This window comes from Salinisphaera shabanensis E1L3A, assembly GCF_000215955.2.
Lineage (GTDB): Bacteria > Pseudomonadota > Gammaproteobacteria > Nevskiales > Salinisphaeraceae > Salinisphaera > Salinisphaera shabanensis.
In genome coordinates, this window is the sequence record NZ_AFNV02000015.1 from 31290 (window position 1) to 49804 (window position 18515).

Below are 18515 nucleotides of genomic sequence, written 5' to 3' on the forward strand. Positions count from 1 at the left end.
CCGGCCTTTTCTGTCAGCACAAATTACAGCGACTCAATCGGTCGCGCTTTTCGTTGTCTGCTTACGACGTTTGGCCGTGCTTTTCTTACTTGACGCGGCCTTGGGCTCGCCCGCGGCGTCATCTTTTTTGCCGCCGTCACGATCACCGTATGTCTCGCGCAGCTCGTCGAGCGTCTCGCCGGCGTAAACCGCCAGTCGCTGCATGGACGGCAGGGTTTCCCGGCAACCGATGAAGCCAAAGCCGAGCGTATCAGCATAGCCGTGAACGGTGATATTGAGCGCCTGACCGTGGGTAACCAGCGACGTTGGATAGAATGCTTCCATCTCGGCGCCATGGATATAGAGTGGCCCTTCCGGGCCTGGCACGTTGGAGACGGTGACGTTGAACACCGGCCGCGTGCGCCCACCCATGCCGGTGACCAGCGACAGCACATAGGGCGCCATCAGCGCGACCGTGTACTGAGTGATCGCCGCGGCCGACAGTTTGCTGAGTTCGTGTTTCGCGCGGCGTGTCGAACTCGCAACAGCCTGCAGGCGTTCCGCGGTCGATTCGATATCGGTCGCCAGATTCGCCACGATGAAAGTCAGCGCGTTGCCCGCCTCCTGATCGTCGGCCGGGCGTACCGATACGGGAATACCGGCCGTCAACGGCCTGTCCGGCAACTCACCGATCTCACGCAGATAGCGCCGCAACGAGCCGCCGCAGATCGTGAGCACGATATCGTTGACGGTAACGCCCGCGTTTTGCGCCAGGCTGCGGAACTCGGCCAGCGAGTACAGCTGGGTGGCATAGCGGCGCTGTGACTGGATCCGACTGTTGAGAATCGACGAGGCCGAAGAGAACGGCAGGCCGGCAGTACCGGTTTCCGAGCGCGCACTCTTGAGCATGCTGCGCACCACGCGGGCAAAACCCGGCAGCGAACCGACCTGCTCGGCTGCACCGCCCATCAATTCCGCCACGGCGCGATACATCCCCGGCCGGGCTTCATCGGGCGAGCGTTTGCGGCGCTTTTTCGGCGGCAGTGCCCAGAACGGCGGGCGCTCGGTATCGTTGGGATCGTCGGCGAGCGCCTTGGCTAGCTGGCGCATGCCGGCCACACCATCAATCAACGAATGGTGCAGCTTGATATAGATTGCGAAACGATTGCCTTCCAGCCCTTCGATAAGATGGGCCTCCCAAGGGGGATGACGGAAGTCCAGCGGATGACTGTGCAGCCGCGATGCCAGTTCACCCAGCTCGCGCTCGCCCCCGGGCGCCGGTAACGCCGAGTGCCGGAAATGGTATTCGACGTCGATCTCGTTCAGCAGCTCCCATTCCGGGGCGACCGTGCGCAGGGCACCGGAGCGCAGCCGATGGTTCCAGGGCGAAAACGCCTGGGGAAACTGGTGGTAATGCTCGACGATACGACGCGGCAGATCCTTGGGCGCGCCGTCGGGGATCTGGAATGTCAGCAGGCCGCCCACCTGCATCGGCGCATGTTCTGTTTCCACATTGAGCCAAGCCATATCGACCAGGTTCAGGCGTTTCGTCTCCATCAACGTGTCTCCTGTTCGCACGCGATGCCGGGCATCTATATCGACCGACTGAATGCCTTGCCGGCACCGGGCAGTCTACGCCGACCGCGGAATTTGAAAATACATATTTTTATTATTCGCCATCATCGTCGGCACGGCCGATCAGCACAAGCCGTTTCCACCGACCTAGATACTACTGTGCGCTCTTTTTACAGCCTTCGCATCTCTCCTCGTAGCAGACACGACAAGGCGTGCGCTGCCACTCTTGGACAGCACACACAAGACAATGTCAGGGGTTGAAACCGCACTCCATCCGACCCGAGCCGAGCGGTATTCAGCCGATCGCAGCAACAAAGAACAGCGCAATCACACAGGCGAGGCCACCGAACCACACCAGGCTACGCAGGGTGGCCCGGTCGCTGATATAGCACCAGCCGTAGACCAGGCGCAGCACGACGAACAACACCGCGAAGAAGTTGATCGCACCGATCGAGCCGCCGGATATCACCGCGATAATTACCGCAGCCGCAAACGGCGGAAACGCCTCAAACGAATTCAGCTGCGCCCAGTAAGCTCGTTTCTGCGCCCCGTCGACCTGCTCAAGCCATTGGCGAGGATAGTGATTCTCCTTGAGACCCATCTTGTTGCGACCGGCGAGTTTCGCGTACAGAACGAACCCGAACGGCATGAGCGCGGCAACGAGCACGCACCAGTAAGCCAGAACCATCGCTATCTCCTTGTTTTAGTTTTATCGACAGAACCTTGTTGGCCGGCCTACCGGCACGTGCCGAAAATACGACGCTTGATTAAGCGCCGCGCTGATCGATCGGACGAAAGTCACGCACTTCCGGCCCGACATATTCCGCGTTCGGACGAATCAGCCGGTTGTCGGCGCGCTGTTCGAAGATATGCGCGCCCCAGCCGGTCAGACGCGAGATCACAAAAATCGGCGTGAACAGCTGGGTGGGAATGCCGAGGAAGTGATAAGCCGTCGCATGGTAGAAGTCAGCGTTCGGGAACATGCCCTTCTCGTCGAGCATGACCTGCTCCAGGCGTTCAGAGATCGCGTACAGGTTCTGCTTGTACGGATCGTCGCCGGCAAGCCTCTTGGACCATTCCTTGATGATGCCATTACGCGGATCTTCTTTCTTGTAGACGCGATGGCCGAAGCCCATGATCTTTTCCTTGTTCTCCAGCATCTTCTTGAGGCCGGCTTCCGCGTCGTCCGGATCCTTGAAGGTCTGGATCAGCTCCATGGCCTTTTCATTGGCGCCGCCGTGCAGCGGGCCACGCAGGGCGCCGATCGCGCCGGTCACGGCCGAATAGAAATCGGACAGCGTCGCGGTGATCACGCGTGAGGTGAAGGTGGAGGCGTTGAACTCGTGCTCGGCATAGAGAATCAGCGATGTCGACATGCACTTGATGGCGTCTTCGCTGGGTTTTTCACCGTGCAGCAGATGCAGGAAGTGGGCGCCGATCTTGTCGTCATCGGTATCCACATCGATGCGCTTGCCGGATTCCACGAAGTGGTACCAGTACATCAGCATCGACGGGAAACTCGCCAGCAGGCGATCGGCCACATCGTTCTGTTGTTTTTCGGCGTCGTTTTCCTGCTCGATGGTGCCCAGCACCGACGCGCCCGTGCGCATGACGTCCATCGGATGGGTATCGCGCGGCAACACTTCCAGCGCGGTCTTCACCCCGTCCGGCAGACCACGCATGCCGGCCAAGCGCTTCTTGTAGTCGCTGAGCTGGCTCTGTGTGGGCAGCTCGCCGTAGAGCATCAGATACGCCACTTCCTCGAACTCGGCCTTGGCGGCCAGATCCTCGATCAGATAGCCGCGATAGGTCAGACCCACGCCCTTCTTGCCGACCGTGCAGATGGCCGTCTTGCCCGCAGTGACACCGGCCAGACCGGCCGTGTTTTCTGTCTTGCTCATACCTGAAACTCCTGGGATTGTTCGTGACTCGACGTGTGGATAAGCCAGACCCTAGGCCTGAATATCGACGACCGTGCGGCCGGTGTTTTCACCCGCCATGATGGTTTCGCACACGCCGTGAACGTCGGCCAAGCCTACGGTTTGGTTCGCGATAGTGTCCAGATGGGCCGGTTTCTGACCACCGGATAAATTGCCCCAGATTTCTTCGCGCCACGTATTCGGGCATTCCACCGAATGAATGCCCAGCAGCGACACGCCACGCAGGATGAACGGCATCACCGTGGTCGACAGCTTCGGCCCGCCCGCCAGGCCGATCGCGGCCACGTTTCCGTACGGCTGGACCTGGGCCACGATATTGGCCAGCAGGTCGCCACCGACCGCGTCGATCGCGCCCGCATAGACCGGCTTGCCGAGCGGCTTGCCTTCGAGATCGAGTGCGTCCGGCGTAATCACATCGCTCGCGCCGAGCTTTTTGAGAAAATCGCCTTCGGCCTCGGCCTTACGCGACACGGCCACCACTTCATAGCCGGCCTGCGCCAGAATATCGATCGCGAACATACCCACGCCGCCGGTCGCGCCGGTGACCAGCACCGGGCCGTCCTCGGGCTTCTGGAAGTTATCGGTCATACGCTTAACCGCCATGCCCGCGGTGAAACCAGCCGTACCCAGCGCCATGGTCTGCCAGAGCGTGAGCCCCTCGGGCTTTTTGACCACGCACTCGGCGGGAATACGCACGTATTCGGCGAAGCCGCCGTCGCGGGTTTCGCTCATGAACCAGCCGGTGACCACCACTTCGTCGCCGGGCGCGAAACGATCGTCGTCGCTGGATTCGACCACGCCGGCCACATCGATGCCGGCATTGAGCGGGCGCTTGCGCGCGATCTTGCCCTTGCCGGTAATCGCGAGTGCATCCTTGAAGTTGAGAGAGGAGTAATGCGACTTGATGACGACATTGCCGTCACTGAGCTCGCTGAGCTCCATGTCGGTAATATCGGCGCGGGTGCCGTTGTCGGTATCGACGATGCGCAGTGCTTTCATTTTGGCGTGTCCGTGACTGAAGGTCAGGCCGCCGTTTGTATCATATTGAACAACTGTTCGCCGTTGCTTGAGGCCTTGCCGGCTCGGGGGTAGGCTTGCCGGGGTTCGATTTTCAACGAGAACGATTCATGAGCGACAACGTATACAAATCCGTGGAACTGACCGGCTCCTCGGAGACCAGCCAGGAAGACGCCGTGCGCAAGGCGATTGCCGAAGCGTCGAAGACGATCGCGAATATGCGCTGGTTCCAGGTCACCGGCGTGCGCGGCCATATCGAAAACAACGAAATCGCGCACTGGCAGGTATCGGTCAAGGTTGGCTTCACCCTCGAAGACAAAGCCGGTTAACCGCTGATACGGGAGTTGGGGCGTGAATAAAGGATCTGACTGGATGACTGACGACGCTCCAAGCCCGTGGCAGGGCGCGCTCGACCGGCGCGATCTTATCGAAGAGAACGCGCCGGTCGATCCGCTGGCCCTGTTCGACGACTGGTATGGCCTCGCCCAGCAAGCGGCCATGGTCGAACCCACGGCCATGACCTTGGCTACGGTCGACGCCAGTGGTCGGCCGTCTGCACGCATCGTGCTACTCAAGGGATTCGATGCCGATGGCTTTCGTTTCTATACCAACTACCTCAGCCGCAAGGGCGAAGCGTTGGCCGCGCATCCGCAGGCAGCACTCGTGTTCTGGTGGGAATCGCTGGAACGCCAAATCCGTATCGAAGGCCGGGTTCACAAGCTCGACGCGAGCGCATCCGACGCGTATTTCGCGCGCCGTTCGCGCGGCAGCCGCCTGGGCGCGCACGCGTCCCCGCAAAGCCGCGTGATTGCCGACCGGGCCGAACTCGAGCAACGCGTCGTCGATGCTGAGGCCCGTTTTGCCGAGCAGGAGGTACCGCGACCCGAGCACTGGGGCGGCTATGCGCTTGTACCCGATATGTTCGAATTCTGGCAGGCGCGTCGCAGCCGCTTGCATGACCGGCTGCGCTATCAGCGCAGCGGAGAAAACTGGCAGATCGACCGCCTCTCGCCTTAGAGCGTATCGCTAACCTGATCGTGCGCGACTACGGTCGGGCGAATTCGGTACAGTCTGAACTTGCATGGACCGAATGCCGATATCGGTCGCACCGCTTTGATGGAATTGATGCTATGACTCTGTGCGCGCGTCTGCCCCGCTACGCTCTTCTGGCCTTCGTAACCGCCATGCTCGGGCTCGGCCTAGCCACAAGCGCTGCACATGCGGCGATTTACGATATGCCGGCCGAAGGTTCGGACGTGATCGGCAAGCTGCAGCATATCGAGACGTCGGAGGAAGACACCTTCGTCAAACTCGCACGGCGCTACAACGTCGGTTATCGCGAGTTGCGCCTGTCCAACCCCGATGTCGATCCATGGCTGCCCGGTGACGGCACGCCCATGGTAATCCCCACGCACTATGTACTGCCCAACGTGCCGCGCAAGGGCATTGTTATCAACATTCCGGAAATGCGGCTGTATTACTTCCCACCCGCGGGCAGCGAGTACGCCGGCAAGGTCGTGACCTATCCGCTGGGCATCGGCCGCGAAGGCTGGTCGACGCCGCTGGCGAAAACCACGGTGGTACGCAAACGAGCCGACCCGACCTGGACGCCACCGGCCTCGATTCGGGCCGAGCACGAAAAAGCCGGCGATCCGTTGCCAGCTGTCGTACCCGCAGGACCGGACAACCCGCTGGGCCAGCATGCGCTCTATCTCGGCCTGCCCTCCTATCTGCTACACGGTACCAACAAGCCAGCAGGTATCGGCTTGAAGGTCTCGCACGGTTGTATCCGGCTCTATCCGGAAGATATTGCCTCGCTGTTCGCGCTCGTACCCACCGGTACGCCGGTCAATATCGTCAGCGAACCATACAAGATCGGCTGGGAAGGCAATACGCTGTATATCGAATCCCATCCGCCGGATGCCAATGGTGACGCGCCGGTTCGTTCGTTCACACCTTGGGTGGAGAGCCTGATCTCGGCAACGGCCAATCACCCCAAGGCGCCCATCGACTGGGATCGGGCACAGGCCGTGGTCGAAAAAGCCGACGGCATGCCGGAACCGATCGGCATCACGATAAACCAACGCTAAAGCGCGCTGGCGTGACGCGCGATCGCGGGCGTTGCGACATCGTCGCTCGTAGACAAGCAGGCAAAAAAAAGCCCCGCACGAAGGCGGGGCTTTTCCAAGCGGCGGCATTAAAGCCGCCGCCGCGCGCGAACGCTTACTTGCGCTGCGAGGACTCGAACATGCGCTCGATGCGCTGCGAGTTCGCCTGGCTGGCGGACTTGGCTTCCTGCGCGGTCTGCATCGCGCGGTTAGCCGTGCGCTGCGCTTCGTTGGCGGTCGACTGCGCGGATTCAGCCTTACGCATGGCCTGATCGACACTCGACTGCATGCCATCAGAGCTGCTCGCGCAACCAGCAGCAGCAGCGACAACACCAACAACAAACGCGGATTTCAGCAGCGTCTTGGTCATAATAAGACTCCTGTCTTTGATTTCTTGCATATAACGCCAGGCAAACCGCCTGACAAGGCGCCTATAAGCTATCACAGCCATACACTTTTGTAGATTACATTGTAAGGCTGAAAACAAATTCTTGTGCATGTGGACGTTCCGCGCGAGCATGCGCGCCCGATCAGTTCGGCAACGATATCGCCCATGACAGACTCAGCCATTATCTTCGATGAGGTCGTAAGCACCAATGGCAAGCGCATCGGCCATGTAACGCTCAACAATACAAGTGCGCTCAACGCCTTGACGCTGGATATGCTTGAGCCGCTGCACAAGCGGCTCACGGCCTGGGATGCGGATGCCGAGATAGCCGCGATTTTCATCGACGCCAGCGGCGACAAGGCCTTTTGCGCCGGCGGCAATATCGTTGCGCTCTACAAGGGGATGACCGGCCAGGGCGATCCGGATTATCCCGACCGTTTCTTCACGCTTGAATACCGGCTGTGCCACGCGATCCACATGCTCGCCACGCCCTGTATCGCCTGGGGCCACGGCCTGATCATGGGCGGCGGCATGGGCGTGTTTTCGGCCGCCTCACATCGTATCGTCACCGCGTCGTCGACGCTTGCGATGCCCGAAATCAAGATCGGGCTGTTCCCCGATTGTGCTGCAACCTGGTTCTTCAACCGCCTGCCGGGCCGGCTTGGACTGTTCGTGGCGCTGACCGGCGCCACGCTGAGCGCGCAGGACGCACTGATAGCCGGCCTGGCCGATCGCGCGATCAATCACGAGTTCAAAAACAAGGTCTTCGATGCGCTGACGCGTATCACCGACTGGAACCAGCCGCATGCGGCGGTCGACCGCGTGTTACGCCAATACGCCAGGGAACACCCAGCCGGCCTCGGCGAGTCGAAACTGCTCGAACATGCGATGACCATTCGCGAAGCCACCGATGCCGCCACACTGGCCGGCATCGTAGCCGGTATTCGCAAACTGGCAGAAGCCGACGATACCTGGCTCGTGGAAGCGGCCACTAATCTCGACGGCGGCTGTCCGGTCACCGCCCACCTGATCTATCGGCAGCTGCGCGACGGGCGCTATCTATCGCTCAAGCAGGCGGTCATGCGCGAGCTCAAAATGGCGCTGCAGTGCTGTCGCCACCCGGACTTCGCCGAAGGCGTGCGCGCGCTGCTGGTCGACAAGGACCGCGCGCCCCAATGGATCTTCGAATCGGTTTCGGCCGTGCCCAGCGACTATGTCGACGCCCATTTTCGCGCCCCCTGGGACGGCGATCATCCGCTGCGCGATCTACCCGACGTCAAACCCTGAGAGCAGTCAGGAAGAGCAGCTGAGTACCAACCCGCGCGCCCAGTCGGGCGGCAGTTTGGCGTAGGCCTCGTGTTCGGGCTGTTCGTCGAAGGGGTGGCGCAGAATAGCGTGCAGACGCTCGATTTCGCTGTAATCGCCTTCATCGGCGCGATCGATTGCGGCTTGGGCCAGATAGTTGCGCAGCACGTACTTCGGGTTGGTCAGGCGCATGCGCTCGGCGCGGGCCGTGTCGTCGGCCGCGGTGTCGACCAGGCGCTCGCGCCAGCGTGCAAGCCACGCGCCGGCGGCATCGCGATCGACGAATTCATCCACGAACGGGGCGTTGCTCGCCGCGGGGTCGGCCGAGACATGGCCGAGCGCGCGAAACGTACGCGTGAAATCGGCGCCGTCAGCCGCCATCGTCTTGAGCAGATCGTCGACGAGATCGCGATCGTCGTCGTGCGTATCCACCAGCCCCAGCTTGGCACGCATGCGCTGCATGTAGGCGGCGTCAAACGAACGGCGATAGCGCTCGAGCAGGCCCTGACCGATTTCGACCGCCGTGTCCGGGTCATCGGAGAGCAGCGGCAGAATCGCCTGCACGAAACGGCCCAGATTCCATAGCCCGACGTGCGGCTGCTGGTCGTAGGCATAGCGCCCGCCCGCGTCGGTATGGTTGCAAATCCAGTGCGGGTCGAAGCTGTCCATGAAGCCGTATGGGCCATAGTCCAGGGTCAGACCGAGCACCGACATGTTGTCGGTATTCATTACGCCGTGGCAGAAGCCTACGGCCTGCCAGTCGGCTATCAGCGATGCAGTGAGATCAATCACTCGCTCGCCCCAGGCGCGATAACGCGTATTGGCACCCTCGATGGCCGCGATTCTGGGGAAATGTTCGCCGATGACATGATCGGCCAGCGGCGCTAACGCATCGAACTGGCGGTTTTCGAACAGGATTTCGAAGCTGCCGAAACGCACGAGGCTGGGCGCGATCCGCGTCATCACGGCCGCATGTTCGACGGTTTCGCGATACACCGGCGCGTCGCTGCCCACGATCGCGAGCGCGCGCGTCGTAGGAATTCCCAGCGCGGCCAGCGCCTCGGAACCCAGATACTCGCGGACCACGGAGCGCAGCACGGCGCGGCCGTCGGCAAAGCGTGAAAACGGCGTCTTGCCCGCCCCCTTGAGCTGGATTTCGTATGCCTGCCCCCGGGCGTTGCGAATATCGCCTATCGTGATTGCCCGGCCGTCGCCGAGTTGCCCGGCCCAGACACCGAACTGATGACCACCATAACGGTGCGCGACCGGGTGACAGGCATCCGGCAAGTCATTTCCCGACAACACGTGCGCATAGCCCGCATGGCGTACGGCTTCGGTGTCGAGATCCAGCAGCGCCGCGACATCGTCGTTGAAGACGATCGGGTAAGGCGCCGGCAGCGCGCTCGGCGTTTGCTCGAAAAACCAGGGCGCGCCCAGCGCGGCCTGGCGGTTGATCCAGTTCAATACGGCGAAATCGGCGAACGTATCGGTTGCTACATCGCTCATGGATCGACTATGACAACGGCAACGCGCGCTCTCAAGCCGTTCGCATCAGCGCTCGCTACCGCTCGCCGGCTCGCAGTATGTTGCGTTGGGATCGCCACTACCGTCCTGGATCGCGACTTCGCGCGAGCCATCGCGGGCACGGCATTCAGCCTGGCGGCGCGACGTTTCGGCGCGCAGCCGCTCGCGTTCGAGCTCGTAGGTCTTGCGTGCGTTCTGCAAGCGTTCGATATCGGTAGACAGCGTATTGTCTTCGCGATTGCTCGCCCCGCCCGGACGCTGCGGCTCGCCGACAGCCTCGAACGCATCGACCGGTTCATCGAGCGGGCTGAGGTCGGCAGGTTTCGGGTCGCTTGCACAGGCGCTAAGCAGAACGCAGCCGCCGGCGACGACGAGCGCCAACGGGCGTAAATATGGAAAGGCCATCACGTTTTCCCCCAAGAATGTTTGTGGATAAAAGTCTAGAACAAAACGACGGCTACAGGGTGAGCGTCGTGATGATGGCCATCGCGCCCCCGGGCGACGAACCCGAAGGCCAGCGCTCGACGACTTAAAAGCGCTACGATTGGCTTTCCGATTGAGCACGCGAGTTTTCATGCAGAAGCTTCATGTTGCCCAGACCTTTGCCGTCGATGCAGCGACCGCCTTCGATGTGGTCAGCGATCATGCCGGCTATGTCAGTCTGCCCGGAGTGCGCCATGCCTGGCTGCGCCGGGCCGGCGACACACACCGCGACGGCGTCAACGCCGAGCGCGTGCTCGACCTGGGCGTGGCCCGCATCGTCGAGCGTATTACCGAATACGAACCGGGCAGCGCGCTGGGCTATCGCATCATCGCCTCACCATTGCCGATCGTGCATCACGGCGCGCGTTTGACGTTCGAGCCGCTCGACGGCAGCAGCCCGCGCACGCGCGTGCATTGGCGTTCGACACTGGAAGCGGTCACGCCGATCGTGGGCCGCGGCATCGAGTTCGCCGTCGCCCGGCAGATGGCGGTCGCCTATCGTCTGGCGCTGATGATCTGGGCAAGACGGCTGCGCTGAGCGCGCTCGGGGCCGATCCTGTAAAACGCGCTCGCGCAGAGCATCGCGAATTTCGGTGAGCACCGTTTCTTGAACCGAGGGTGCCGGCGGCGCGCTCGGCGCTTCGGCTTCCTTACGCTTGAGCGCGTTGATCGACCGGACCACGAGGAATATCGCGAACGCAATGATCACGAAGCTGATGACGGTCTGGATGAACAGACCGTAATTGAGGGTGACCGCCGGCGTATCGCCCACGGCCTGACGCAGCGTCACGCGCAGGCCGGTAAAATCCACGCCGCCGATGAGCAAGCCCAGCGGTGGAGAAATGATGTTCGCTACCAGCGACGACACGATCTTGCCGAAGGCCGAGCCGATAACAAGCCCCACGGCCAGATCGATGGCATGCCGCGCACGGCCAATGCCTTGAACTCACTCAGAAACCCCATGATTCGCCCCGGTGATGACAACGCGCATGCGTCGCAGCGAATCATAGTCTGAGGCGGGTATCCGCGGTCGCGTTATTCCCAGCCGATCGGCTCGTAGCCCTGTTCCGCGAGACAGCGATTCACATAGGCACGATAAACCGGCGCCGGGTCATTGCGATCGAACATGCCGCGAATCAGCCCCGCCGTCGCGCCGCCGGCCGCACCGGCCACCGCGCCGCGGGTGGCACTGCCATAGATTGCGCCACCGACAGCGCCGCCCGCGCCGCCGATCGCCCCGCTTTCGGCCGTGCGCCGGGCTACATTGCCCTTGGAATAATCCAGACCGGCCGCATCGGCGCGCCGCATACAGCCCTCGATCGCCTGATTACCGGCTGTTTCGCCGCGCTGCTGTAAGGTCGAATTGGGATAGAGCACCGGCTTCTGGCTCGCGCATGCCGCCAGCGCCAGGATCGCCGCACCGGTCAGCCAGAAACGCCATATCTTTGTTTGCATGAGGGTCCTTTCGCTTAGCGGCCGTAGGCTGTACGCAGGTAGCGCACGATATCGGCAGATTCGTACAGTCGGGTATCGGTATTCGGGTCGATCAGGTACGGCACCTGCAAACGCCCGGTTTCTTCTTTCATACGTTTGCGGTTACGGCCTTCGACCGGCGTATCGGCAAAGAATTTCTCGCGTACCCAGGGCGGGCCCATATCCGCATTCACGGCCTTGCCCATATTGCGCAGCACGTAGGCCAGTTCCAGCTCACATAGCGTCTCGCGCACAATGCGCGAAAACGGGCTGGACTCGAAGCTGTAGAGCTCAAGCGGCTGACCGGGTGCATCGACCTTGCCGCCACGCGCGCTTGTGCCGGCAAAGCCGCGCAGCGCGCTTGCCGCATTGGCACCCAGCTGGGCGCCAAAACCCGGCGCTTTTGCCTCCCGGCGGCGACCGGTGCCGTAATGCTGGCGCAGGTGCGCAATGATATCGGCCGATTCGTAGAGCACGTCGCCGGTGTTGTCGTCGACCAGCAACGGGAACTGGGCCCGGCCGCCGATACGCTCGGCCTCGGGCCGCCAGCGCGTGCCGCCGCGTGGGCAGGGATGAATGATCGCATCCAGATCCAGCTCGGTGAGCGCTTCGCGCACCAGCCGACAGAATGGACAACCTTCGTATTCGTAGAGCTTGAGCATCTTTTCCGGCTGACGCGATGTGCGTGCCGCCCTAGGGCGTGTCGTCATGAGATAAGGCGGCGCATCGGCGGCCAAGCCGTGGCAAGACAAGGCATCGCGAGCGTAGCGTGGTCTTCCCACGTAAGCGAGCGATAACGCCGGATTGCCGGGGCTTGGCCGCCGACCCTCCGGGTTGTCCGCGCCGGACGCGCCATGCGGCGTTCCGGGCCTTGACCGTGGCTCGCCACGCTCGGCGGCCCGCGCCTTGCCTGACACGTCCGGCGCGGCAATGCGACGTCGTATCTCATGATGACACGCCCTTGTACCACGCCAACCGCGGGCCGTGCTCGCGAGCGTGGACGTAAGTGCATTGATCAATTGCATCCGGCGTCTCGTTGCAACGAAAAGGCGTATTTTACGCCTGCTTTTGTGCACGAAGCTGAACACCGCGACTTGTCGCCGCGCGTGCATCTGGCCAGAATCCGCGGCCCGCGCCACTCTCTGCATGAATCGGGCCGAAATAATGGACAAGCACGACTTCGACTACGACCTGCCGGCCGAGGCCATCGCCCAACAGCCGCTGGCCGAGCGCAGCGCCTCGAAGTTGCTGACCCTCGATCGGCACACGGGCGCGCTCGTCGATGGCCGTATCACCGAGCTGGTCGAGCGTCTTGCGCCGGGCGATCTCGTCGTATTCAACGACACGCGCGTGCTCGCCGCACGCCTGTTCGGCCACAAGGCCAGCGGCGGTGCGGTGGAAGTGATGCTCGAACGCATTCTCGATTCGCGCCGTATTTCGGCCAAAATTCGTGCAAACAAGCCGCCGCGTGCGGGCACGGTGATCGAGATCGGCGAAACCACGCTCGAAGTCGAGGCCCGCGAGGGCGAGCTGTATACGCTCATGCAGACGGGCGGTGACAGCATCACGACCATGCTCGACGTCCACGGCCATGTACCGCTACCGCCCTATATCCGGCGTGAGGATACAACTGCCGATCGCAGCCGCTATCAAACCGTGTGGGCCCGCCACGATGGCGCAGTGGCCGCACCCACGGCCGGGCTGCATTTCGACGAAGCGTTGCTCGGCACGCTCGCACAACGCGGCGTGGAATTCGGCTATGCCACGCTGCATGTCGGCTCTGGCACCTACCAGCGTTTGCGGGAAGGGGATCTCGCCGGTCAGCGTCTGCACGCCGAGCGCGTGCACGTACCCGCGGTGCTATGCGAACAGGTCGAGGCCGCCAAAACGCGTGGGTCGCGCGTGATCGCGGTCGGCACCACCGTGGTGCGCAGCCTGGAAAGCGCGGCGCGTCAACCGGATACCAACGGCCGAATCGCACCCTTTGAAGGCGAAACCGCGCTGTTTCTCAAACCCGGCGACGATTTTCACGTGGTCGATGCGATGGTCACCAATTTTCACGAGCCGCAGTCGAGCCTGCTGATGCTCGTCAGCGCCTTTGCCGGGCGCGAGCACGTGTTTGCAGCCTATGAACACGCGAAACGCTCGGGCTATCGTTTTCTCAGCTACGGCGATGCGATGTTCATCGGCTAGCGGCGAGCCCGAAAAACGCTAAACCGCGCGCCCGAGGCCCACACGGCGTACCCAGGCCTCGATCAGGCTATAGGCGCCGAAGGCGAGTACGCCCAAGCCCAGCGCACCGAGCATCAACCGACCATAACTTTGGTCCTGAACCCAGAGCAGCACACCCTCGATACCCCGCGCTTCCGAGGCATCGAGGGTAAGCGCGGCGTTGATGACGAACGCGCCGATACCCACGAACAGCAGCCCACGCGCGATCAGCCCTACGCGACAGACGGGGTCAATCCAACGCATGGCGGCGGGCGGGGCATCGAACCATTGCCGGAAACCCGCGGTCCAGCCCTTGTGGATATGGGCCATGCCGGCGCCGGCCACGATCACGCCGCCCAGCACCACCAGCGCCGGGCCGAACGGCCAATCCAGCGTGCGCGACACCGCACTCTGTACCGGTTTGCTGGAGCTATCGCTCAAACGCATGGCGATCTCGACGCAGCCGAACGCCAGCGAGGCATGCATGATTGCGCTGACCAACAGGCCGATGCGCACGGCCAGTCCGCCCGGCTTCCAGCCGTGCCCATCCACGTCCAGCGACGTTTGCACCAGACGCCAGACGCTGTAGGCCGCCAGGCCCACCGCCAGACCGATCAGCGCGATCTGCCCCCCCGAATGGGTACTGATTTCCTGCATCGCGCCGCGCACATCGCGTGCCTGTTCGAACTCGAGCGCAGCGTTGATAGCCAGCATGCCAACGGTCACATAGACCAGGCCGCGGGCGGCATAGCCGATACGTGCGGTCCAGCGCACGCCGGCACGAGTATAAGTCATTAATTCGCCCTTTCGAGCCCGCTGGGCTCATGGATTCGCGTCACATGCCTGTAACACCGTCGGTATACTCGCCCCACGCTTAAACTCCCGGTATTCCCATGACGCCACTGCCATTCTGGCAACTGTTGCTTGGCTTTGTCTGTCTGCTGGTCGTCGGCCATATCGTGGCTTGGTGGCTCTGGCGTGCGCTCGCATTTTCCGGGCCACGCCTGGGCCGGGGCATCACCGGGCTGGCTTATCGGCGCCAATTCCTGGCCAGCCTGCAACGCCGTGCGCCCAGAACGACGCGTGTTATCGGCGCGCGCCTGAGCGTCGATCGTTTCTCCGGATTGCCGTTGACCCTGTTCGTCGCCCTCGCACTGTATCTGATTGTGCTGGCTGCGGGCCTGCTCGAAGATCTGTTCGAAGGCGAAGAGCTGGTCCAGTTCGACCAGCACGTCAACCAAGCACTGGCCGTGCTGCGCGATCCGGCCTTTCTCAAGCTCGTGAACGGCATCACATCGCTGGCGAATCTGGAAACGCTGGTCGCGATTACGATCGTATCGATCGGATTTCTCTGGGCCCACCGGCGTTTCAGCTACATCCCCGGACTGCTGCTCACGGTGATCGGCTCGCAATCGATCGCCTATATCGGCAAGTACGCCATCGACCGCGACCGGCCGGATTTTCTTACCTTCGCCAGTGCCAGCACGCCGTCGTTCCCCAGCGGCCATGCCACCGGTGCCATCGCGGTGTACGGCTTCATCATCTATGCCATCGCCCGCGATATGCCCGGCGTGCGCCGGCGTTTCGAGCTGGGCTACTGGGGCTGTGCGCTGATTGCCTCGATCGCAGCCAGCCGCGCCATCCTGTCGGTGCATTTCGCCAGCGATATCGCCGCCGGCCTGCTGGTCGGCGGCTTCTGGCTGCTGTCCGGCTTCGCGCTGACCGAATTCCTGCGTCAGCGCAGCGACTTGTCCCGTTGACGGTACCGGCCTAGTCGCCCGCGTGATCGGCGGCGTCGCGCTCGAACTGTTCTTCGAGCTCCTGCGCGGCTTCCATCACCAGCTTGGCATAGCGGGTATCGTCGTCCGCCGCTTCATAGTGCTCGAACAGACGCTTTTCGTCGTGGCTACGGAACATGCGCTTGGCCCGATCGACCTCGTCGGACTTGAAACCGAGCATCCGCAGCGCGTCGCCGGCCAGTTCGAGACTGGATAGAAAGGTTTCGCGCTGGAGTACGGTGATCCCCAGATCCATGAGTTCGTAGGCATGCCGGCGATTGCGCGCCCGCGCAATGATCTTAAGATGCGGGAAGTGCTCGCGTACGGTGCGCGCGGTGGCCAGCGACGCCTCGCGGTTACCGATGGCCAGTACGAACACCTTGGCCTCCTCGGCCTTGGCCGCGCGCAACAGTTCCAGCCGCGAGGCATCGCCGTAATAGACCTTGTTGCCGTACTTGCGCACGAAATCGACCTGATGGACGTTGATCTCGAGCGCGGTGAACCCGACATGCTTGGCCCGCAGCAGACGCGCCACGATCTGGCCGATACGCCCGAAGCCGGCGATCAGCACGGGATGCTCGGAGCCGTCCGGCGTATCGAAGGTCGGCTCACTCTTGGGCGTACGCCAGTCGTTGTAATAAGCCACCAGCTTGACGAACAGCGGCGTGAGCACCATCGACAGCGTCACCGTGGCCACCAGCAGATCGGCCTCGGCCTGCACGAACAGACCCCCGGCCACGGCGGTCGACAAGATCACGAACGCGAATTCACCGCCTTGCGGCAAGAACGCTGCCAGCCCGCGCGACGCGCTCCAGCTCAGTCGGTGCCGCCGACCGAGAATGAACAAAATTGACGCCTTGACGCCGATCAGGCCCAGGGTGAGCGCAAGCAGGAACAACGGTTGGGCCGCGATCAGGCCCAGATTGATCGACATGCCTACGGCGATGAAGAACAGCCCCAGCAGCAGATCCTTGAACGGGTCGACGTTGGCTTCGAGTTCGTGACGATATTCCGAATCGGCCAGCAGCACACCGGCCACGAACGCGCCGAGTGCCACGGAAATACCGGTCGCGTTCATGACGACAGCCGTGCCCACCACGATCAGCAACGTCATCGCCGTGAATATCTCCGGCATGCGCGTGGCCGCGACCAGACGGAATATCGGCCGTAACAGGTAGTGACCACCGATTACCATCGCCGCCATCACCAACGCGATCTTGCTCGTCTCCCATAGCGCGCCGAGAAAGCTCACCGATTCGCTACCCGAAGACAGCAACGGCAACAGCGCCAGAATCGGAATCACGGCCAGATCCTGAAACAGCAAGATCGCGAATGCCGCGCGCCCGTGCTTGGCCGTCAGTTCACCGCGCTCGGCAAGCAGCTGCAGAGCAAAGGCTGTGGACGACAACGCCAGCGCCAGGCCGGCCACAATGGCAGGGGCCAGTGGCAGTTCCAGCAGCAGCGATGCCGCAAGCGCCAGCGCGGCCGCGCTCAGGCCCACCTGCATGCCGCCCAGCCCGATAATTGTCTTGCGCAGCGCCCATAGGCGCTTGGGCTGCATTTCCAGACCGATGATGAACAACAGCAACACTACGCCGAATTCGGCGATATGCAGCACTTCCTCGACTTCGCTGATCAGCCCCAGACACCACGGGCCAATGACAACCCCCGCGCCCAGGTAGCCCAGTACCGACCCCAGCCCCAGGCGCTGGGCGATAGGCACGGCCACGACGGCCGCCGCCAGAAAGATCGCGATTTCCTCGAGTAACGGCTCCACCCTGACTCCCTGTCGATCGCCGACGCGGCGACACTTCAGGCATGATTCTAGCCGAAGCCCGGCCATCCCGATATGACATGCCTGCACCAAAAATTCATCATCTCAACTGCGCCAGCATGCATCCAATCGCCGGGCCCTTGCTGGAGCATCGAAGCCAGTTGGCAGACTACCGTGGGCTGGTCTGCCACTGCTTGCTCATTGAAAGCGAGGCGGGACTGATTCTGGTCGATACCGGGCTCGGGCTTGCCGATGTGACCGAGGGCCGTAGCCGACTAGGGGCGATGTTTTCGCACGTCGTGCGCCCGGCTATGCGCCGCGAAGAGACCGCCCGGCACCAGATCGAGGCGCTGGGTTTTTCAGCGAACGATGTTCGCCATATCGTGCTCACCCACCTGGATGTCGACCATGCAGGCGGCATCGGGGACTTTCCGCAGGCACACGTCCACGTACTGGCCAGTGAATACGCGGCTGCACGGGCACGCCGCCATATCAAGGAACGCGATCGCTACCGCCCGGCACAATGGGCCCACAGCGACGACTGGACACGCTACGAAGCGACCGGCGAGCGCTGGCATGGCTTCGACGCGGTACGAGCAGTCGTCGATAGTGACTCCGATATCCTGCTTGTGCCCATTACGGGTCATACGCGTGGCCATGCCGCGATCGCCGTACGCGCCCCGGCAGGCTGGCTGTTGCATGCCGGCGATGCGTACTTCCACCGCGACGAGATGGCCGACCGCCCGTGCTGCCCGCTGGGCTTGAAAGTGTTCGAAAACCTGATGGCCGTCGACAACCGCGATCGGCGCCGCAATCAGGCACGACTGCGCGAGCTCGCGCTCGGGGCATCGGACGTTAGCGTGTTCTGCAGTCACGACCCGGTCGAGTTCGCGCATGCGCGCGGACGAACCCTTGGTTGATCTGTAATTGCTAAGCTCGTTGCGACGGCACACTCAAAAC

The 18515-nt window shown here is 62.5% G+C and carries 19 protein-coding genes and 1 pseudogene; 8 read left to right on the plus strand and 12 right to left on the minus strand.

All coding sequences use genetic code 11. From position 1 onward, the window contains the following. Window positions 1-33: 33 nt before the first annotated feature. From SSPSH_RS10560 to SSPSH_RS10575, 4 genes are all read right to left on the minus strand, one after another. On the minus strand, window positions 34-1536 hold the full coding sequence (locus tag SSPSH_RS10560) for a WS/DGAT/MGAT family O-acyltransferase (RefSeq protein WP_006914532.1): 1503 nt from the start codon (window positions 1534-1536) through the stop codon (window positions 34-36). Between the two features lie 313 nt (window positions 1537-1849). Next, complete coding sequence (locus SSPSH_RS10565; protein WP_006914531.1) at window positions 1850-2242, minus strand: MAPEG family protein; 393 nt, start codon at window positions 2240-2242, stop codon at window positions 1850-1852. A gap of 79 nt (window positions 2243-2321) precedes the next feature. Then, window positions 2322-3455, minus strand: coding sequence for a bifunctional 2-methylcitrate synthase/citrate synthase (prpC, locus tag SSPSH_RS10570; RefSeq protein WP_006914530.1), 1134 nt, complete (start codon window positions 3453-3455; stop codon window positions 2322-2324). A 51-nt stretch (window positions 3456-3506) separates the two neighbouring features. Beyond that, window positions 3507-4493, minus strand: a complete 987-nt coding sequence (locus SSPSH_RS10575) for a YhdH/YhfP family quinone oxidoreductase (protein ID WP_006914529.1) — start codon at window positions 4491-4493, stop codon at window positions 3507-3509. 128 nt (window positions 4494-4621) lie between these two features. Between SSPSH_RS10575 and SSPSH_RS10580 the strand changes: the two genes are divergently transcribed. The 3 genes from SSPSH_RS10580 to SSPSH_RS10590 all read left to right on the plus strand — a co-directional run bounded on the left by SSPSH_RS10580 (window position 4622) and on the right by SSPSH_RS10590 (window position 6601). Next, window positions 4622-4840, plus strand: a complete 219-nt coding sequence (locus SSPSH_RS10580) for a dodecin (protein WP_006914528.1) — start codon at window positions 4622-4624, stop codon at window positions 4838-4840. A 43-nt stretch (window positions 4841-4883) separates the two neighbouring features. Next, window positions 4884-5528 (plus strand): pyridoxamine 5'-phosphate oxidase, encoded by a 645-nt coding sequence (gene pdxH / locus SSPSH_RS10585; protein ID WP_006914527.1) that lies wholly within the window; start codon window positions 4884-4886, stop codon window positions 5526-5528. Between the two features lie 113 nt (window positions 5529-5641). Beyond that, window positions 5642-6601, plus strand: coding sequence for a L,D-transpeptidase family protein (locus SSPSH_RS10590; protein ID WP_006914526.1), 960 nt, complete (start codon window positions 5642-5644; stop codon window positions 6599-6601). A gap of 133 nt (window positions 6602-6734) precedes the next feature. Here the strand turns inward: SSPSH_RS10590 and SSPSH_RS18990 are convergent, their stop codons facing one another. After that, window positions 6735-6989 (minus strand): Lpp/OprI family alanine-zipper lipoprotein, encoded by a 255-nt coding sequence (locus SSPSH_RS18990; RefSeq protein ID WP_006914525.1) that lies wholly within the window; start codon window positions 6987-6989, stop codon window positions 6735-6737. Between the two features lie 183 nt (window positions 6990-7172). On the opposite strand from SSPSH_RS18990, the gene SSPSH_RS10600 reads away from it, so the two are divergent. Then, complete coding sequence (locus SSPSH_RS10600) at window positions 7173-8294, plus strand: enoyl-CoA hydratase/isomerase family protein (RefSeq protein ID WP_006914524.1); 1122 nt, start codon at window positions 7173-7175, stop codon at window positions 8292-8294. A gap of 6 nt (window positions 8295-8300) precedes the next feature. Here SSPSH_RS10600 and SSPSH_RS10605 read toward each other — a convergent pair whose 3' ends face one another. Both SSPSH_RS10605 and SSPSH_RS10610 read right to left on the minus strand, forming a co-directional pair. After that, window positions 8301-9818, minus strand: coding sequence for a protein adenylyltransferase SelO (locus SSPSH_RS10605; protein ID WP_006914523.1), 1518 nt, complete (start codon window positions 9816-9818; stop codon window positions 8301-8303). A gap of 45 nt (window positions 9819-9863) precedes the next feature. Then, a complete protein-coding gene (locus tag SSPSH_RS10610) occupies window positions 9864-10241 on the minus strand; it encodes a hypothetical protein (RefSeq protein ID WP_006914522.1) in 378 nt (125 codons plus the stop codon). 169 nt (window positions 10242-10410) lie between these two features. Here SSPSH_RS10610 and SSPSH_RS10615 point away from each other — a divergent pair, with 169 nt between their 5' ends. Further along, window positions 10411-10857 carry an SRPBCC family protein gene (locus SSPSH_RS10615; RefSeq protein WP_021031684.1) on the plus strand — a complete coding sequence of 149 codons (447 nt, stop codon included), beginning with the start codon at window positions 10411-10413 and terminating at the stop codon, window positions 10855-10857. Window positions 10858-10884: 27 nt separating this feature from the next. Here the strand turns inward: SSPSH_RS10615 and mscL are convergent. The 3 genes and pseudogenes from mscL to SSPSH_RS18765 all read right to left on the minus strand — a co-directional run. After that, window positions 10885-11282 (minus strand): annotated as a pseudogene (gene mscL / locus SSPSH_RS18475) (large-conductance mechanosensitive channel protein MscL); the annotation flags it as partial. A 72-nt stretch (window positions 11283-11354) separates the two neighbouring features. Beyond that, window positions 11355-11774 (minus strand): hypothetical protein, encoded by a 420-nt coding sequence (locus tag SSPSH_RS10625; RefSeq protein ID WP_006914519.1) that lies wholly within the window; start codon window positions 11772-11774, stop codon window positions 11355-11357. A 14-nt stretch (window positions 11775-11788) separates the two neighbouring features. After that, window positions 11789-12817: a glutathione S-transferase N-terminal domain-containing protein gene (locus SSPSH_RS18765; protein ID WP_021031685.1), complete on the minus strand. Its 1029-nt coding sequence runs from the start codon at window positions 12815-12817 to the stop codon at window positions 11789-11791. Between the two features lie 139 nt (window positions 12818-12956). Between SSPSH_RS18765 and queA the strand changes: the two genes are divergently transcribed. After that, window positions 12957-13985 (plus strand): tRNA preQ1(34) S-adenosylmethionine ribosyltransferase-isomerase QueA, encoded by a 1029-nt coding sequence (gene queA / locus SSPSH_RS10635; protein WP_006914517.1) that lies wholly within the window; start codon window positions 12957-12959, stop codon window positions 13983-13985. Between the two features lie 18 nt (window positions 13986-14003). On the opposite strand, the gene SSPSH_RS10640 is transcribed toward queA, so the two are convergent. After that, window positions 14004-14798 (minus strand): DUF1206 domain-containing protein, encoded by a 795-nt coding sequence (locus SSPSH_RS10640; RefSeq protein ID WP_006914516.1) that lies wholly within the window; start codon window positions 14796-14798, stop codon window positions 14004-14006. A 98-nt stretch (window positions 14799-14896) separates the two neighbouring features. Between SSPSH_RS10640 and SSPSH_RS10645 the strand changes: the two genes are divergently transcribed. After that, window positions 14897-15763 carry a phosphatase PAP2 family protein gene (locus SSPSH_RS10645; RefSeq protein ID WP_006914515.1) on the plus strand — a complete coding sequence of 289 codons (867 nt, stop codon included), beginning with the start codon at window positions 14897-14899 and terminating at the stop codon, window positions 15761-15763. Between the two features lie 10 nt (window positions 15764-15773). Here the strand turns inward: SSPSH_RS10645 and SSPSH_RS10650 are convergent, their stop codons facing one another. Further along, window positions 15774-17558, minus strand: coding sequence for a monovalent cation:proton antiporter-2 (CPA2) family protein (locus SSPSH_RS10650; RefSeq protein ID WP_006914514.1), 1785 nt, complete (start codon window positions 17556-17558; stop codon window positions 15774-15776). A 77-nt stretch (window positions 17559-17635) separates the two neighbouring features. Here SSPSH_RS10650 and SSPSH_RS10655 point away from each other — a divergent pair, with 77 nt between their 5' ends. Further along, window positions 17636-18475 carry an MBL fold metallo-hydrolase gene (locus SSPSH_RS10655; protein WP_006914513.1) on the plus strand — a complete coding sequence of 280 codons (840 nt, stop codon included), beginning with the start codon at window positions 17636-17638 and terminating at the stop codon, window positions 18473-18475. Window positions 18476-18515: the final 40 nt, after the last annotated feature.

Coding starts and splice junctions, on each gene's coding strand:
- prpC (WP_006914530.1), bottom strand. CDS start 3,455: ATGAGCAAGACAGAAAACACGGCCGGTCTGGCCGGTGTCACTGCGGGC.
- pdxH (WP_006914527.1), top strand. CDS start 4,884: ATGACTGACGACGCTCCAAGCCCGTGGCAGGGCGCGCTCGACCGGCGC.
- SSPSH_RS10655 (WP_006914513.1), top strand. CDS start 17,636: ATGCCTGCACCAAAAATTCATCATCTCAACTGCGCCAGCATGCATCCA.
- SSPSH_RS10565 (WP_006914531.1), bottom strand. CDS start 2,242: ATGGTTCTGGCTTACTGGTGCGTGCTCGTTGCCGCGCTCATGCCGTTC.
- SSPSH_RS10590 (WP_006914526.1), top strand. CDS start 5,642: ATGACTCTGTGCGCGCGTCTGCCCCGCTACGCTCTTCTGGCCTTCGTA.
- SSPSH_RS10645 (WP_006914515.1), top strand. CDS start 14,897: ATGACGCCACTGCCATTCTGGCAACTGTTGCTTGGCTTTGTCTGTCTG.
- SSPSH_RS10600 (WP_006914524.1), top strand. CDS start 7,173: ATGACAGACTCAGCCATTATCTTCGATGAGGTCGTAAGCACCAATGGC.
- SSPSH_RS10580 (WP_006914528.1), top strand. CDS start 4,622: ATGAGCGACAACGTATACAAATCCGTGGAACTGACCGGCTCCTCGGAG.
- SSPSH_RS18765 (WP_021031685.1), bottom strand. CDS start 12,817: ATGCAATTGATCAATGCACTTACGTCCACGCTCGCGAGCACGGCCCGC.
- SSPSH_RS18990 (WP_006914525.1), bottom strand. CDS start 6,989: ATGACCAAGACGCTGCTGAAATCCGCGTTTGTTGTTGGTGTTGTCGCT.
- SSPSH_RS10625 (WP_006914519.1), bottom strand. CDS start 11,774: ATGCAAACAAAGATATGGCGTTTCTGGCTGACCGGTGCGGCGATCCTG.
- SSPSH_RS10615 (WP_021031684.1), top strand. CDS start 10,411: ATGCAGAAGCTTCATGTTGCCCAGACCTTTGCCGTCGATGCAGCGACC.
- SSPSH_RS10640 (WP_006914516.1), bottom strand. CDS start 14,798: ATGACTTATACTCGTGCCGGCGTGCGCTGGACCGCACGTATCGGCTAT.
- SSPSH_RS10560 (WP_006914532.1), bottom strand. CDS start 1,536: ATGGAGACGAAACGCCTGAACCTGGTCGATATGGCTTGGCTCAATGTG.
- SSPSH_RS10575 (WP_006914529.1), bottom strand. CDS start 4,493: ATGAAAGCACTGCGCATCGTCGATACCGACAACGGCACCCGCGCCGAT.
- SSPSH_RS10610 (WP_006914522.1), bottom strand. CDS start 10,241: ATGGCCTTTCCATATTTACGCCCGTTGGCGCTCGTCGTCGCCGGCGGC.
- queA (WP_006914517.1), top strand. CDS start 12,957: ATGGACAAGCACGACTTCGACTACGACCTGCCGGCCGAGGCCATCGCC.
- SSPSH_RS10605 (WP_006914523.1), bottom strand. CDS start 9,818: ATGAGCGATGTAGCAACCGATACGTTCGCCGATTTCGCCGTATTGAAC.